At 64.9% G+C, this 14,120-nt stretch carries 15 protein-coding genes and 1 pseudogene; 10 read left to right on the top strand and 6 right to left on the bottom strand.

Annotated elements, in window-relative coordinates; translation table 11 throughout:
• Nucleotides 1–435: 435 nt before the first annotated feature.
• A complete protein-coding gene (locus EGH24_RS04505) occupies nt 436–1,176 on the top strand; it encodes a hypothetical protein (protein WP_142978977.1) in 741 nt (246 codons plus the stop codon).
• A 94-nt stretch (nt 1,177–1,270) separates the two neighbouring features.
• Here the strand turns inward: EGH24_RS04505 and EGH24_RS04510 are convergent, their stop codons facing one another.
• Nucleotides 1,271–2,050 (bottom strand): winged helix-turn-helix domain-containing protein, encoded by a 780-nt coding sequence (locus tag EGH24_RS04510; protein WP_142978978.1) that lies wholly within the window; start codon nt 2,048–2,050, stop codon nt 1,271–1,273.
• Between the two features lie 208 nt (nt 2,051–2,258).
• Here EGH24_RS04510 and EGH24_RS04515 point away from each other — a divergent pair, with 208 nt between their 5' ends.
• Nucleotides 2,259–2,843: a response regulator gene (locus EGH24_RS04515; protein WP_142978979.1), complete on the top strand. Its 585-nt coding sequence runs from the start codon at nt 2,259–2,261 to the stop codon at nt 2,841–2,843.
• Between the two features lie 3 nt (nt 2,844–2,846).
• Here EGH24_RS04515 and EGH24_RS04520 read toward each other — a convergent pair whose 3' ends face one another.
• Together EGH24_RS04520 and EGH24_RS15240 are read right to left on the bottom strand one after the other, a co-directional pair.
• On the bottom strand, nt 2,847–4,484 hold the full coding sequence (locus EGH24_RS04520) for a bacterio-opsin activator domain-containing protein (RefSeq protein ID WP_142978980.1): 1,638 nt from the start codon (nt 4,482–4,484) through the stop codon (nt 2,847–2,849).
• A 127-nt stretch (nt 4,485–4,611) separates the two neighbouring features.
• Entirely contained in the window at nt 4,612–4,776 is a 165-nt protein-coding gene (locus tag EGH24_RS15240) for a DUF7838 family putative zinc beta-ribbon protein (protein ID WP_185903233.1), read from the bottom strand.
• Nucleotides 4,777–4,914: 138 nt separating this feature from the next.
• On the opposite strand from EGH24_RS15240, the gene EGH24_RS04525 reads away from it, so the two are divergent.
• A complete protein-coding gene (locus EGH24_RS04525; RefSeq protein ID WP_142978981.1) occupies nt 4,915–5,961 on the top strand; it encodes a glycosyltransferase family 4 protein in 1,047 nt (348 codons plus the stop codon).
• 66 nt (nt 5,962–6,027) lie between these two features.
• Nucleotides 6,028–6,702 (top strand): metal-dependent transcriptional regulator, encoded by a 675-nt coding sequence (locus tag EGH24_RS04530; protein ID WP_142978982.1) that lies wholly within the window; start codon nt 6,028–6,030, stop codon nt 6,700–6,702.
• 111 nt (nt 6,703–6,813) lie between these two features.
• Here EGH24_RS04530 and EGH24_RS04535 read toward each other — a convergent pair whose 3' ends face one another.
• From EGH24_RS04535 to EGH24_RS04545, 3 genes and pseudogenes are all read right to left on the bottom strand, one after another.
• Nucleotides 6,814–7,029, bottom strand: coding sequence for a hypothetical protein (locus EGH24_RS04535; protein WP_142978983.1), 216 nt, complete (start codon nt 7,027–7,029; stop codon nt 6,814–6,816).
• 116 nt (nt 7,030–7,145) lie between these two features.
• Nucleotides 7,146–7,850: a universal stress protein gene (locus tag EGH24_RS04540; RefSeq protein WP_142978984.1), complete on the bottom strand. Its 705-nt coding sequence runs from the start codon at nt 7,848–7,850 to the stop codon at nt 7,146–7,148.
• Nucleotides 7,850–9,274 (bottom strand): annotated as a pseudogene (locus tag EGH24_RS04545) (APC family permease). The gene EGH24_RS04540 and the pseudogene EGH24_RS04545 overlap by 1 nt, the downstream one beginning before the upstream one ends.
• A 92-nt stretch (nt 9,275–9,366) precedes the next feature.
• Between EGH24_RS04545 and EGH24_RS04550 the strand changes: the two are divergent.
• The 6 genes from EGH24_RS04550 (at nt 9,367) to artA (ending at nt 14,112) form a co-directional block, all read left to right on the top strand.
• Nucleotides 9,367–10,422, top strand: a complete 1,056-nt coding sequence (locus EGH24_RS04550; protein ID WP_142978985.1) for an NAD(P)-dependent glycerol-1-phosphate dehydrogenase — start codon at nt 9,367–9,369, stop codon at nt 10,420–10,422.
• 102 nt (nt 10,423–10,524) lie between these two features.
• Complete coding sequence (locus EGH24_RS04555; protein ID WP_142978986.1) at nt 10,525–11,148, top strand: DUF420 domain-containing protein; 624 nt, start codon at nt 10,525–10,527, stop codon at nt 11,146–11,148.
• Between the two features lie 101 nt (nt 11,149–11,249).
• Complete coding sequence (locus EGH24_RS04560) at nt 11,250–12,011, top strand: NAD(+)/NADH kinase (protein WP_142978987.1); 762 nt, start codon at nt 11,250–11,252, stop codon at nt 12,009–12,011.
• A 42-nt stretch (nt 12,012–12,053) separates the two neighbouring features.
• Nucleotides 12,054–12,503: a DUF7313 family protein gene (locus tag EGH24_RS04565; RefSeq protein WP_142978988.1), complete on the top strand. Its 450-nt coding sequence runs from the start codon at nt 12,054–12,056 to the stop codon at nt 12,501–12,503.
• Nucleotides 12,504–12,545: 42 nt separating this feature from the next.
• Nucleotides 12,546–12,986, top strand: coding sequence for a universal stress protein (locus EGH24_RS04570; protein ID WP_142978989.1), 441 nt, complete (start codon nt 12,546–12,548; stop codon nt 12,984–12,986).
• A gap of 148 nt (nt 12,987–13,134) precedes the next feature.
• On the top strand, nt 13,135–14,112 hold the full coding sequence (gene artA / locus EGH24_RS04575) for an archaeosortase A (RefSeq protein ID WP_142979377.1): 978 nt from the start codon (nt 13,135–13,137) through the stop codon (nt 14,110–14,112).
• Nucleotides 14,113–14,120 lie beyond the last annotated feature (8 nt).

Below are 14,120 nucleotides of genomic sequence, written 5' to 3' on the forward strand. Positions count from 1 at the left end.
GTGGTCCTCTCGCTGTCTGCCCCATCGACTATCATGCGACCCGAGACGCCCGCTGTCGACGCGTCGTGTCGCCACCACGCCAGCCGAAATCACTGTCGTTGCTATGGGCCTGCAATACATAAATCGTCCGAGCGACTGGTGAGCCAGCGGCGGCGACACGTGGTGTTTCTGGCTCTGCAACACGCCCCCGGGAGTATTTATGTCCCCTCCTGTAGTCACTGTCGGGGACAGGTTGTGTCCCATACCGGCCACCACCACTCCGGTTCGGTCCTCCACCCCTGATCGGTCCCCCTAGCCCGAGTACCCCCCCCTTTACCGCCACTCCCCCCACGGCGGTTTCTTGGCTGATTCTGCTCCGAGCAGCGGCGAGACACGCGGAAAGGATAAACTAAATAACCGATGGGTCGGTACTCGGCACCGAACCCACGACAACTCATGGCAAGCTCAGAACCTATCGTCTACTCGGGGGCGGGCGTGACGGTACAGAAGGCCTACCACGAGTCGGTGTACCCGTCGCCGGCAATCGTTTTCGCTATCGAACACTGGGGCGAGGAGCCGCGGACGCTCACGCTCACGGAGTCGCTACCCGACGGCGTTGACGGCACGCTGATCGAGTTCGAAGGCGACGGCTGGGACGCGCGCTCGGAGGAACTCGTCTTCTCGACGACGCTGCAGGGTGAGGCCCACGTCGAAACGGCCTACTCGTATGCCGGTGATTTCGAGGAATCCCTCGACGCGTGGCTTTCGGAGCCACACGTCACCGTCGCGGTCGACGATGGCGAGCCGACCGTGCTGACCGTCGATGACCCCGGCGAGACGCCGGTGGCTGCGACCGTCGGTATCGCCGCGGAGTCGCCGCTGACAGCGGGCTCGGACGGTGCCGGGGCCGAAGCCTCAAGCGAGACCCGGGTGTACGGCGACGGCATCGCCTACGAGCCTGACGAACCGGAGGAAGTCGAATCCGGCGATGTGTACGGCCAGCAGGACGCAACGCCGTTCGAGGATCACGAAGCCGTCGAACCGGACGGCCTCTATACAGAAATCGAGGACCGCTGGGCCGCCGAGGACGTCGATCCCGAACCACACACCTACGGCGAGCAGGACGCCTACGAGCCGGACGACGCGGGCAACGGCCACCGCTACGGCGACAGCGATCCGATTCCGGACGACGAATAGACTCATACCGCAGCGTAAACGACGGGTCGTGGTCGACGACGGTATTCTTCCTACTGGTTTGATTTCGCAGAAGAATCGCCGCTGGCCGCCGCGATTATGCCGATACTGTCGGGCGATCGTCGCCCGCGTCCGGCGACTCTGTCCGCTCGTTCGATTCGGGCTCTGCGGTGTCCGGTTCCGCGGTCTCGGTGTCCGCAGCGTCCATCGCTGCAGCATCGATCGTCGACCCGTCGATGAGCGAGCAGGCAACGGCGTCGAGGGCGACGCGGTAGGCCTGTCGGTCTTGGCCGTTCGACTGAGCCGTGGTCACGGTTTCGACGAGTCCGACCTCCGTGAGTCGGTTCAGTCGGCGGTAGACGGTCGGCCGCGAGACGTCGGCCCGGTCGGCGATCCCCCGAGCCGGCATCGCCGTCTGCTCCATCGCGGTCAGCACTGCTCGCGTGTACTCGTCGCCCAGTACGGACAGGAGGGCTGCCGTGTCGATTTCGTTGCCGGCCGTGGCTGTCGTTGCCGGGCTGGCCGCAGCGGGCGTGATCTCGATGTCGTCGTCGCCGAACCGCAGGTGGAGGGCTTCGATGGCGACGTGGAACCGCTTTCGGTGGTGGCCGTCGCCGTCGATCGCGACCCGGCTCTCGATGAGGTCCGCCGCTTCGAGGTCGTCGAGGCGACGGTAGACGGTCGCTCTGGAGGCGTCGACCCGTTCGGCGAGGGCACTCGCCGAACGCGGTTTGACGCCGAGTGCGTAGAGTAACTGCCGAGCGTATTCGTCGCTCAGGAGATCCAAGGCCTCGGCCGTGTTGACCGCGATTCCGTTCGGTTCGGTGCCACCGGGTGGTTCGACCCTGCTGCCGTGGGAACCCTCTGACGTACCCATCTTGCTCTCTTCTTTTTCATCAATGCCGCTATACCATCCCACTAGTATCTCGCATTCGCGCCGAAACCACACTCTAGTTATTAAGACTCCGCGTTTACTGACCGAGTTCGACTGTCTTCGGCTGTCTTCGACCGCAGTTCGCGCGCTGTCTTGATCCCGACTGTCTGTACCGACATATTAGTAGGGGGGCGGTGTAATCACCGACAAGATGGGTACGGGCTTGCGTGCCGAGAAGCCGCGAGTGGTCGTCGTTGACGACGAAAAGAAGGTCGCCGACGCCTACGCGCTTCGCCTGCAGGACGTCGCCGCGGTGAGCGTCGCCTACGACGGGCGTGAGGCACTTGATCTCATTACCGAGGGTCGGCCGCCGGATGTCGTTCTGCTGGATCGCCACATGCCGGGGCTCTCCGGCGACGACGTCCTCGAAAAGATCCGCGAGCAAGGGATCCGGACACAGGTGGTCATGGTGACGGCCATCGACCCGGATCTGGGCGTGGTCGATCTCCCGTTCGACGATTACCTCTCGAAACCGGTCGACCGCGAGGACCTGTATGCCGCGATCGACCAGCAGTGTCAGGTCCTCGCTTACGACCTGCTCGGCGAGTACTTTCGGCTGGAGTCGACGCGGGCAGTCATCGAGACGCAACTACCGGAGGACACGGACGACGCCGACGACCAGGTGGCCGAGATCGAAACCCGGCTTGCGACAACCGAGGCACGCGTCCGCGACCTGCTGCCCGACGCCGACACGCTGTTAGACGAGTTCACCGGCATCGACCGCGAACCCTACTGACCGTCAGTCGTCGTCGGCCGGCACGTCGGGGCTGTCGTCGCCTGCTGCCGGCTCGGTTTCTTCGCTCTCGGCGCCCGCTGAGAGGAACGCCTCGATCAGTTCCCGCTCGGCTCGCCGGAGGTGATACAGCACTGTCGGGCCCGTAATCCCGAGTGCGTCGGCCACTTCCTCGGCGGTGCTGCCGCGTGGCGAATCGAAGTACTCCGCGAGGAACGCCGTCCGGAGGACGGTCTCTTGGCGGTCGGTCAGCCGCTCGCTCACGCGGTCGCGGAACGCTGCGGGTTCGGCGGTCGGCGTCGCCTCTGATTTGGCGATGAGCTCGGTTTCGGCGACCGTCTCATCGACGGTTTCGAGCAGTTGGCGGACGTTCTCGTCGGGAGGTGTTTCGGCGACGAGCCGCGTCGTCGATCCCGTGTAGGTGGCGTCCGTGATCGTCGCACCCCAGCCGACGAGCGTTGTGACCGGGGTCTCGCCGGTGACGGTGACCTGCAACAGCGGCTCGTCGTCGGTTCGCACCCACGAGACGCCCTCGACGCGGTCATCGTCAGCGAAAGCCGCCTCGATGGTGTCGGGATCGACGACGCGCTCGGCAGTGGTTTCCCCATGGCCGCCAGTGTCTGTAGCGGCTCTCGGTCTGACGTAGCAGACGACCGCGCCGTCGCCGCGCGGGACCGCGCCATCGAGGTCGAATTCGACGCCGAGTTCGCGGGCGACTGTGACGAGCGGCAGCGTTTCGTCGCGGATCTCCAGCGTGATCTCGGTGACGGTGTCGGCGACCAGCAGCTCCTCCTGGCGGATCGCACGGATCGCAAAGCCGGCGACACGGCCCAGCGTTTCCAAGCCCGCTACCTCGCCGTCGCTGAAGCCGTCTTCCCGGCCGGCGTACACCGAGAGCACGCCGTAGACTGTTCCCTGATGGGTGAGCGGGACGGCGACACACGACTGGAGGCCGCTGCCGAAGGCGGCCTGCCGGACGGCCCGCGGGAGTCCGGCGTCGTCGGCGACGGCCTCGACGTGCTGTGTGGCCTCGGTTTCGACCGCCTGCTGTCCGGGCAGGGTATCACAGTCGCCGAGGGCGTCGTCGATGTGCTCGCGTAACTCGGGAGCGGAGCCGGCGGTATCGACGACGCGGAGCCGATCGTTCCGGAAGTCCCGATCGCCGACCCAGACGAAGTCGTAGCCTTCGGTCCCACCCAACTGCGCACAGACCGTCCGGGCGACCTCGCGTCGGTCGGCCGCGCCGATCACCCGCTGGAGGACGGTGGCGATCAGGGTCTCGATCCGCTGGATGCGGTCGAGGCGTCGCTCCAAGCGGTCGGCGCGCTGGTCGGTCTCGTGGTACTCGGTTCGATCTTGGACGTAGATCAGGACCGTGTCGTCGATGACAACGTCGACCGCGAACCACCGATCGAGTCGGGGATAGTACTCCTCGAACTCGGTATCGGTGGGGGTGTCGCCGCGGAAGGCTTCCCGCAGTGTGCCGGCCGCGGCGTACGGAAAGCTCTCGCGGATATCCGTCTCGCGGAGGGCGGCGGGCTCCGTCTCAAGCAGCTCCGCGGCGGCATCGTTGACGGCCGTGATCTCGCCTGCGGCGGTCGTCTCGATCACCCCGATCGGAGCCTGTGTGAGCGACTCGTCCATGCTACCCTATCCCCATGATTGCGGCTGTTAGTCGTACAACGTCGTCGGGGGTTGTAAGCCTCTCCCCTGATTGACCGCCAGCGCAAACCGAGTGCTTTTCTCGACGAGTCGGTACGTGGCGGGCTTCTCAGGCGGTCGAGGTGTCGATCCCGTTGATGAGGACAAAGCCGTAGTCGCATTCCGGACAGCCCCACTTCGTCTTCTCGCCGAGATGGAGCGTCGTGCTGGCGGTGCGATAGAAGGTCCGTTCGGTGCCACACTCGGGACAGTCGTGGCTGCGTTCAAGGCTCATAGGGGAGGTGTGTCCGCCCGCTGCCTTAAGATATCGGTCCGTCGGTTTCCCAAGATATCGGTCCATCGACCTCCCCCTCGATCTGCGAGGGCCGCCGCAGGGCTAACCCCTAAGTGGTGGTGGGTGAACTGATTGCATATGACTCCAAGCGTACTCACACTTGGCTGGGGGTTTCCACCGAACGTCACAGGCGGCCTCGACACCTACGTCGCCGAAGTGTTCCACGCTTTCGAGCGGAAGGGCGTCGAGCAGGACCTGTTGCTCCCCGCGGAGTACGCCCCGGATGACTACGACAACATCCACAGCGTCGAAACCGGCGAGGGCGACATCATCACCCGCGTCGGCCGAATGGGTGACAAGTTCGTCGAACTCGCTGAGGACGCTGATATTGCCCACACCAATGACTGGTTCGGCTACGGGCCGGGCCTCCGCGCGAAACGCGAAACCGACGCGACGTGGGTGTCGTCGTTCCACTCGCTGTCGTCGGACCGCAACATCAACCCGCCGGAGCGGGAGGTCGAAACCGAACAGCGTGTCGCCGACCAGTCGGACGTGTTGATCTCGGTCAGCGACATCGTCCGCCAGGACGTACTGGAGCTCTACGGCGCGGACTCTCATGTCGTCCATAATGGCTTCACGTCGGTCGAACCCAGTGGCGTCGACGTGAAAAGCGAACTCGGGATCGACGGCCCGATGCTGTTTTTCGTCGGTCGCCACACCGACCAGAAAGGCATCACGCACCTGCTGTATGCGATGCGGAAGCTCGGCGAGACGGATGCGACACTCGTCCTCGGCGGCTCGGGCCACCAGACGCCCCATCTCAAGATGTTCACCGAACTGCTCGGCATCGAGGACCGCGTGCAGTTCGCCGGCTACATTCCGGAATCTGAACTCGGCGACTACTACGAGGCCGCCGATGTCTTCATTTCTCCCTCGCGGGCCGAACCGTTCGGCCTGACGATCACCGAAGCCCTCAACGCCGGCTGTCAGGTCGTCGCCACGCCGAGCGGCGTCCGCGAAACGCTGCCGGATGGGTGTCTCATCGAGGTGACGACCCACTCGGATTCGATCGCCCAAGGCATCAAGGAAGCTCTCGCCCGCGAGGGTCCACCGCAGTACGAGCCGCGAACGTGGGACGACGTTGCCGACGACCTGCTTGACGTCTACAACCAAGGCCTCAACTGACGCCGCGCGCTGCGTCGCTGCACTGCCTCCCGGTAGCTATTTGCCGCCGACACTGCTAGGCCCTGTATGTTCAGCGACACCATGGAGGACTACCTGAAGGCGATTTACGTCCTTCAGACCGAAAGCGGGCCGCCGGTGTCGACCTCCGAGATCGCGGAGTACCTCGACAAGACTCCGCCGACGGTCACCAGCATGGTGAGTACCCTGGCCGAAAACGACCTCATCGACCACGAGAAGTACAAAGGTGTCGAGCTGACCGAGGAGGGCGAAACCGTCGCCTTAGAAGTCATTCGCCACCACCGTCTGCTGGAAACCTATCTCACCGAACATCTCGACTACGACTGGAGTGAAGTCCACGAGGAAGCCGACGCCTTAGAACACCACATCTCCGAGGAGTTCGAACGCCGCGTCGCTGAAGCCCTTGATAACCCAACTGTCGACCCTCACGGCGACCCGATTCCCGGTGTCGAGCTCGACCCGATCGAGGGCGACGATGCTGTCCGGCTCACCGAGTTCGAGGCTGGCGACCATGTCGTCGTCAGTCGCGTCAGCGACCGCGACGAGGAAGAGCTCACGTATCTCGAAGAAACCGGTATCACGCCCGGCACGGAACTCGAACTGACCGCCATCGCGCCGTTCGGCATGATCACCGTCGAAACCGCCGCCGGCGACGAGCAGAGTCTGCCGGAGTCGGTTGCGCGGTCGATCCGCGTTGAGCCGGTCGATGAGGCTGTCGCCTGATTTTGGCGTCGGCGCGAGAATGACCGCGTCCGCATCCGCTTTTACCTTGGTGGGCCAGTTAGTGGGAGCGACAACCGACAATCTCAGCAGCCAGTCGTTTTGGTGTTCTTGTCACAACTGATCTTCTGACAGGTCCCATTTGTTGCGAACTTGTTCGAGGGACAACGTCGTGGATTCGGATTTTTCGCCCTCGGGATGGACGCTTACCCCCTCTTCAGTAATCCGGGCTACCGTACGCGAAATCTCTCGCGTGCCACCGCCTGAGCCGTACTGCTCTCTCGTTCGGACGATCGTGTCGCCGGGCTCTAACTCGGATGGGTCCACCATAGGTGTCTCTCGTTCATCTGCACAGTAAAATCAGACGGTCAGCAACAGCACTGTCGCTGCGCGCAACGTTGTCGTCGGCCACGGCGTGAGTAAGTTGCTTGGGGAGCCTACCACTGCTACGGCTCGGTACTCTCGGGCTCGTCATCTCGTCGAACGACCAACACCGGGCCGACCGAAGCAGCAGCGACGCGTTCGGCGTCATCGCCGAAGACGAGCGACCGCAGCGACGGGGCCGACTCGCCGATAACGATCGCGTCGTGGCCTGGCACCGCATCCATCAGCGAGTCGAACGGCGAGCCGGCCGCAGTCGACGTGCCGGTGTCGATCCCGGCCTCACGCAGGCGACTCGCGGCGGCCGCCAGCCCATGGCCGCTCGCTTCGGCGGCCTCGCCCGCGAGCAGCAGCGTCACGTCGATGTCGCGGTCGCCGACCAGGTCGATCACGAACTCGATGATCCGGTCGATATTCACATCGCCAGACAGCGAGACGAGCAGGTCGTCGACATCGCCAGTCATCCCGGAGATGGCAAACGCATTGGCGTCGATTTCGTCGGCCACCCGCGTCACCGTCTGTTCGCGGTCGTGCGTGAACACGAGTCGGTGATCGGCCGCGCCGCCGGCCGTCCGGAACTCCTCGCTGAGGTCTTCAAGGGCGGCGGTCGCCCGCTCCTCGTACTGGTGGCGAGCCTGGTCCGGCGGCGTCTGTTCGGGCAGGACGTGGTAGCCGAGGACGGTCACGTCCATCGTGCCCAGCAGGCTCATCAGTCCCGGTGCGACCGTCTTTCCCGCGAGGACTTCGACGGGGACGAGGACGCGGCTCATTAGAGGGCTCCCTTGAGACGTATGTCGCGGGCGTAATAGAAGTACCACCCGGCCGTCGCGGCGATAACGGCGATCCCGACGCCGATGGACAGCGGGTTCATGAAGGCGATCAGGCCGAAACTCGCCACCGCGCCGACTGCCGGGATCACCGGGCCACCCGGAACGACGAAATCCGGATCGTACCACTCGGGCCTGTCGCGGCGGATGGCGATCAGCGCGACACACATCAAGCCGTACATGATCAGATGCAGAAACGAGGCGACCTCGGCGAGCAGTTGCACCTGCCGAGTCGCCGCCAGGACGATCACGGGGCCGCCGGCCAGCCCGAGGGCGACGTGCGGCGTCCCATATTTGAGGTTGATTCGACTCGCCCACCCTGGGAGCAGGGCGTCCTTCGAGACGCCGTAGATGGCCCGCGAGGTACTGAGGATCGAGGCGTTGGCCGACGACATCGTCGCCAACAGGCCGCCGATGATTATCACGAGCGCGCCCGGCCGCCCGAGCAGCGCGCGACCGATATCGACCATCGCGGTCTCGCCGGCCTCGGCCAAGGCGGCCTGCGTGAAGACGCTCGTCGCCACGAAGATCGTCAACACGTACATCGCCATGACGATCAGTACCGAGCCGATCATCGCCAGCGGGAGGTTCCGGCCGGGTGATTTCATCTCCCCGGCGACCGTGGCGACCTGCGCGAAGCCGAGATACGACGTGAACACGAGGGCGGCCACCGACATGATCGGGCCAACCGCCCAGACGTTTCGCGCCTCACCCGGTGGCGTGCCGGCATCGACGAACCCGAGGGCGTCGGCCATCCCGAAGGCGAGAAACGCGACCAGCATCGAGAGCAACAGCGCGACGATCCCGTTTTGGAGTTTGGCCGCGTTTTCGGTGCCGGTCACGTTCAGCACGGTGAACCCGATCCCGGCGACGACAGCGATACCGGAAACGATCAGCCCCGGACTCGGGCCGACGGTGATCCCGAGCAGGGCGAGCCCATCCAGCGCGTAAAACCCCAGGCCGACCAGATAGAACGCGGTCGCAAACACGAGGCCGATCCACAGCGAGAGGCCGATGATCGTCCCGGCGAGCGTTCCCAGGCCNCGNGANATNAANTAGTAGCCNCCGCCGCTNNNNGGCATCGCGGTCGCGAGCTCCGAGGTCGGCAGCGCGACCAGCAGCGCGATCACGCCGCCGATCGCAAAAGAGAGCGTNGCCGCNNNCCCGNCNTNNNCGNCNGCNAGNCCNGGAAANACGAAGATGCCCGCGCCGATCATCGTGCCGATCCCGATGGCCAACCCACCCGAGAGGCCGAGCGTTCGTTCGAGTTCGGCGTCCGCCGTGATCGTCGCCTCGTCGGTCTCGACGACCGGCTCGGCGTCGGGTGCCTCGCCCTCGATGTTGGTGCCGGTCGGTTCGGTACTCATTGTCAAGGGTTCACTCTCAGCGGGGTAATAAGCTGGGGCCGCCCCTGTTGGGACACCAAACGGTTTCATGCCGGGCCGCCGATGACCCGAGTATGTTCGACAAATCGACCTGGATCAAGCTCCCGCGCAACGTCGTCGTCGGCCACGGCGTGCTCGACGAGCTCGGCCAGGCTGTCGCTGACCTCCATCTCCACGGCGACCCGCTCGTCGTCACCAGCCCGACGCCCAACGAGATCGCGGGCGACCGGCTGCGCGACCAGCTCGGCGATCCCTCCACCGTCGTCGTCGAGTCGGCGAGCTTCGACTCCATCGAGCACGTCGTCGAGATCGCCCGCGATGCTGACGCCGGCTACCTGATCGCCCTCGGCGGCGGGAANGCCATCGACATCGCNAAGATGGCNGCCGACGANNTCGACNNNGGGTTCGTCTCNGTNCCNACNGCNGCNAGCCACGACGGCATCGTCTCNGGCCGNNNNTCNNTCCCNGAGGGCGACAGCCGCCACTCTATCGCCGCGGACCCGCCGCTGGCAGTCGTCGCCGACACCGAACTCATCGCTCGGTCTCCATGGAAGTTGACGACCGCCGGCTGCGCGGACATCATCTCGAACTACACCGCCGTCCAGGACTGGCGGCTCGCCCACCGACTCAAAAACGTCGAGTACTCCGAGTATGCGGCCGCGCTCTCGGAGATGACCGCCGAGATGTTGGTCGACAACGCCGCCTCGATCCGCCCGAACCTCGAAGAGTCAGCATGGATCGTGGTCAAAGCACTCGTCTCCTCNGGCGTCGCNATGTCGATCGCNGGCTCNTCNCGNCCNGCCTCGGGCGCGGAACACCTNNTNNNCCACCANCTCGACCGCATCGCGCCGNANNNNGCNCTNCACGGCCANCAGGTCGGCGTCGGCTCGATCCTGACTGAGTACCTCCACAGCGGCGACGCCGGCCGCTGGCGGGCGATCCGGCAGGCTCTCGACAGCATCGACGCGCCGACGACGGCCGCAGAACTGGGCGTCAGCGACGACGAAGTACTGGAGGCACTAACGACGGCTCACGAGATCCGGGATCGCTATACGATCCTCGGCAACGGCGTCGACCTCGATGCAGCCGTCGAGACGGCGACCGTGACCGGCGTCATCGACCGCGAGTAAGGCCGTCACCACAGGGTTCAACGCTGTCTCGCCGCTCGCGCTGCCGCGCCCCTGCTCACACCGAGTCGAAACCCACATTAGCGGCACGTTCCAACACCCTGTATGGAGACTCCGCTGGTCGGTGGCTGGGTTCGTGATCATCCACGCGCGACGACGCTCTTGCTAGCCGTGGTTGGTTACGCGGCGGTCGTCGGCGTGTTCGCCGTTCCCTCGGTACAGGCCCTGTTTCCAGAACTGACTCTGGGACAGGTCAATCTCCTCGCGCACGCTATCGCGGTCGTCAACACCCTTGCGGCCACGTCGCTGGCTGCCGGGTGGTACTGGATTCGCAACGACGAAGTGAGCAAACACGCCCACGCGATGCTCTCGGCGTTCGTGCTCATCCTGTTATTCTTGAGCATGTACCTTCCGAAAGTAGCCGGCGGCGGCACCAAGGAGTTCGTGCTCGAATCGGCCTACGCATGGGTGCCGCTGTGGGAGTGGGTCTATCCAGCCTACCTGCTCATGCTCGCAATCCACATCCTGCTATCGATTCTGGCGATGCCGCTGGTGCTGTACGCGGTCGTCCTCGGTGTGACCCACACCCCCGATGAGTTGCGCACCCAAACGCCACACCGCAAAGTCGGTCGCGTCGCCGCCAGCACGTGGATACTCTCGCTGGTGCTGGGTGTCGTTACCTACGTCCTGTTGAATCACCTCTACGGCTACGAGTTCGTGGCCGCGTGATCGTTCCTATTCACTGTCCATCGCTGCCGCCCCGCGGGACTTTTATCGATCCGGCGTAAGCCTCCGACTATGTCGCAGCGAGCGGGCACGGAGCGATCCCGATGAACGTCGCCGTCTACGATCCGCCGGAGCCCACCGCCTCGGCGGAGACAGCCCCCAGCGACCGCGTGGTCGATCGAACGCCAAGCGAAGTCGCCAGCGACCTTTCAGGCCGCGGGATCGACCTTGTTGCGCCCGAGGCAGCCGACCTGCTGCTCACGGTCGGCCTCGACGGCCTCCGCGCGGCGGTGATCGCCGACGAGCAGCGACCGCTCTTTCCGATCGGCATCGACGCCGAGTGGAGCCCCGCGGCAACCGATGTCGACGGGCTCGCGGACACGGTGTCGCAGCTCGCCGACGAGACTGCGTCGTCGCTGCCGACGACCGCTCATCGGCCGCTTGAGCTGTCCGTTGCCGATACGACGGCGACGGCTGTCTGTGACTGTACGCTGTTGACGACCCAGCCCGCCAGAATCTCGGAGTACGCGGTCGAAATCGACGGGCTACAGCGGGCGGAGTTCCGGGCTGACGGCGTCGTCGCCGCCACGCCGCTGGGCAGTTGGGGCTACGCCCGAGCGGCTGGCGGCCCGCGGCTGGCTCCCGATACCGGGGTCGCCGTCGTCCCGATCGCGCCGTTTGCGATGCAGGCCGACAACGTGGTGGCGACCCCGCCGCTGTCGCTGTCGGTCGAACGCGACACCGAGGTGACGGTCTTCGCCGACGACAGGCGCGTCGTCGCCGGCGGATCGGAACTCACCGTTGATCTGTCAGTCGGCTCACCGGTGTCGATCGTTGAGGGCCAGTGGGCACTCGATCGGCAGTAGCAATTGGAAAAACTCTAATGAGTCCTCGACTGAGTGGATGATATGCACCCACTGCAGTTTCTCGTTCCGCTCGGCTGGATCGAGACTATCGGGCCGATACTGCCGATCGCCCTGTTCGTCCTCGCAGTCGCTAACGTCGGAACGCGACTGCTGAGCCACCGGCAACACGAACAGCAGGCCGCCGAGGGCGATGACGACGAGGCACTCGACCGCTACGCGCCACACGTCTTCACGAACACCGGGCTGGTGACGATGGGGATGCTGTTCACCCTCTACCGGCCGACCAGCGGCATGATCTTCATGATCCCCGTGATCGGCCTGTTCGTGACCGACTTCTTCGAGTTCGAGTCACGACTGGTCGAGGCCCGCAACGACATGGAACTCGAACGGCCGAAGGCCGGCATCGCCATCTCGCTTTTGGTCGTCGTCTACGCGGCCTACTACGGGCTTGAGTTCCTCTACAGCCCGTACCTCGATCTGATCTTCGCCTGAGAAAGCGATTGATTCACATGCCGGTACGTGCTACGGCCGGCTATGTACGACGTTGTGCTCTTTCCGACCGACGGTAGTGAGACGGCCACCGCCGCCGCCGACCACGCCATCGACATGGCGACCCGCCACGACGCGACGCTCCACGCGCTGTACGTCATCGACCACGAACGGGTGAGTCAGATGGCTCCCGAACTCGGCAGCGACCACGTCAAGGACACGCTCCGCGAGGAAGGCGAGAAGGCGACCGGCGCGATCGCCGACAAGGCGAGTACAGCCGGTGTAGACACCACGACGAGCCTGCGCGAGGGCTCGGCCGGCGAGACGATCACCTCGTACGCCGAGGATGTCGGCGCCGACGCGATCGTCATGGGGACGAACGGCCGAACCGGGATGGACCGGCTGCTGATGGGCAGCGTCGCCGAACGCGTCATCCAGAGCACTGAACTGCCTGTGATGACTGTCAAACGGCCCGCAGACGACTGACGAATATTCGCCGCCGACCCGGCGAAAGTCTTGCGAAAGCGGCTGTTCGACGGCATCGCACACAACGACAAGGGTTTTATGAGTCTACCACCTTCCACCGGTAATGACCGGCTCGGCACTGGGGTGGCTTCGCGGCCAACTGTTTACGATGGGGCCGCTGTCGGACGTGCTGGTGTGGACCGTCGTTTTGCTGTTCGCACTTGCGGGGGCCGTCGAATGGTACGGTCGCCGCAACGATGCGGATCTGATGGCTCCCGCACGGACGATTGCGACCGCCGCGTGGGTCGGTTTCGGCCTCTTCTGGCTGAACTCCGTCCCCTTCTGGTTTTTTGAACACCAGAGCTACGTCGAAGCGATCCTCGCAGCCGTCGCCGTTCCGGGCTGTCTGTACGCGGCCCGCGAGCTGTATACCGGCCGCACCTCGCTGTTCATCCTCTCGCGGGCGATCGCCGTCATGGGATTCATCTACCTCCCCTTCGAGACGATCCCCGCGATCACCGTCGGCGGCCTCGCGTTGCCCGCACCGCGGCAGTACCTCATCGAGATCACGACCGCGATCACGGGCTGGCTTATCTCGCTGGCCGGCTACTCGCCGGAACTCATCGAGAACGGAGCCGGCTATCCCTCGACCTACCAGTGGGTACTCGAAGACGGCCATATCTACAACGTCTCGATCGTGCTTGCCTGTACCGGCCTCGGGAGCATCGCCGTCTTCGGCGGCCTCATTGCGGCCGTCCGCGCACCCCTCAGTCGCAAACTCCGCGGGCTGGCGGTCGCCGTCCCGATCATCTTCACGCTCAACGTGATGCGAACCGCCTTCATCTCCATCGTCTCGGGCAACCAACTGATGCACTGGTTCCCGAACGCGATCCTGTTCATGTTCGGCGAGACCAACCCATACCGCGTCTCTTTCCTCATCTCCGACCGGATCATCAGTCAGGTCGGAGCGGTCATCGCGCTGATGGCGATCACCTACCTTGTCGTCCGCGAGTTACCGGAACTGCTGACGGTGCTCGAAGACGTGTTGTACCTGCTCACCGGCGAGGAACACGACCTGCAGGAGGCACTTGACCTCCCGCGGGAGCCAGCGGTCGAACAGCCGGAAGCGGCAGCCAGAAGCGACTGAGTTCAGTC

The organism is Halonotius terrestris (assembly GCF_006861665.1).
Classification (GTDB): domain Archaea; phylum Halobacteriota; class Halobacteria; order Halobacteriales; family Haloferacaceae; genus Halonotius; species Halonotius terrestris.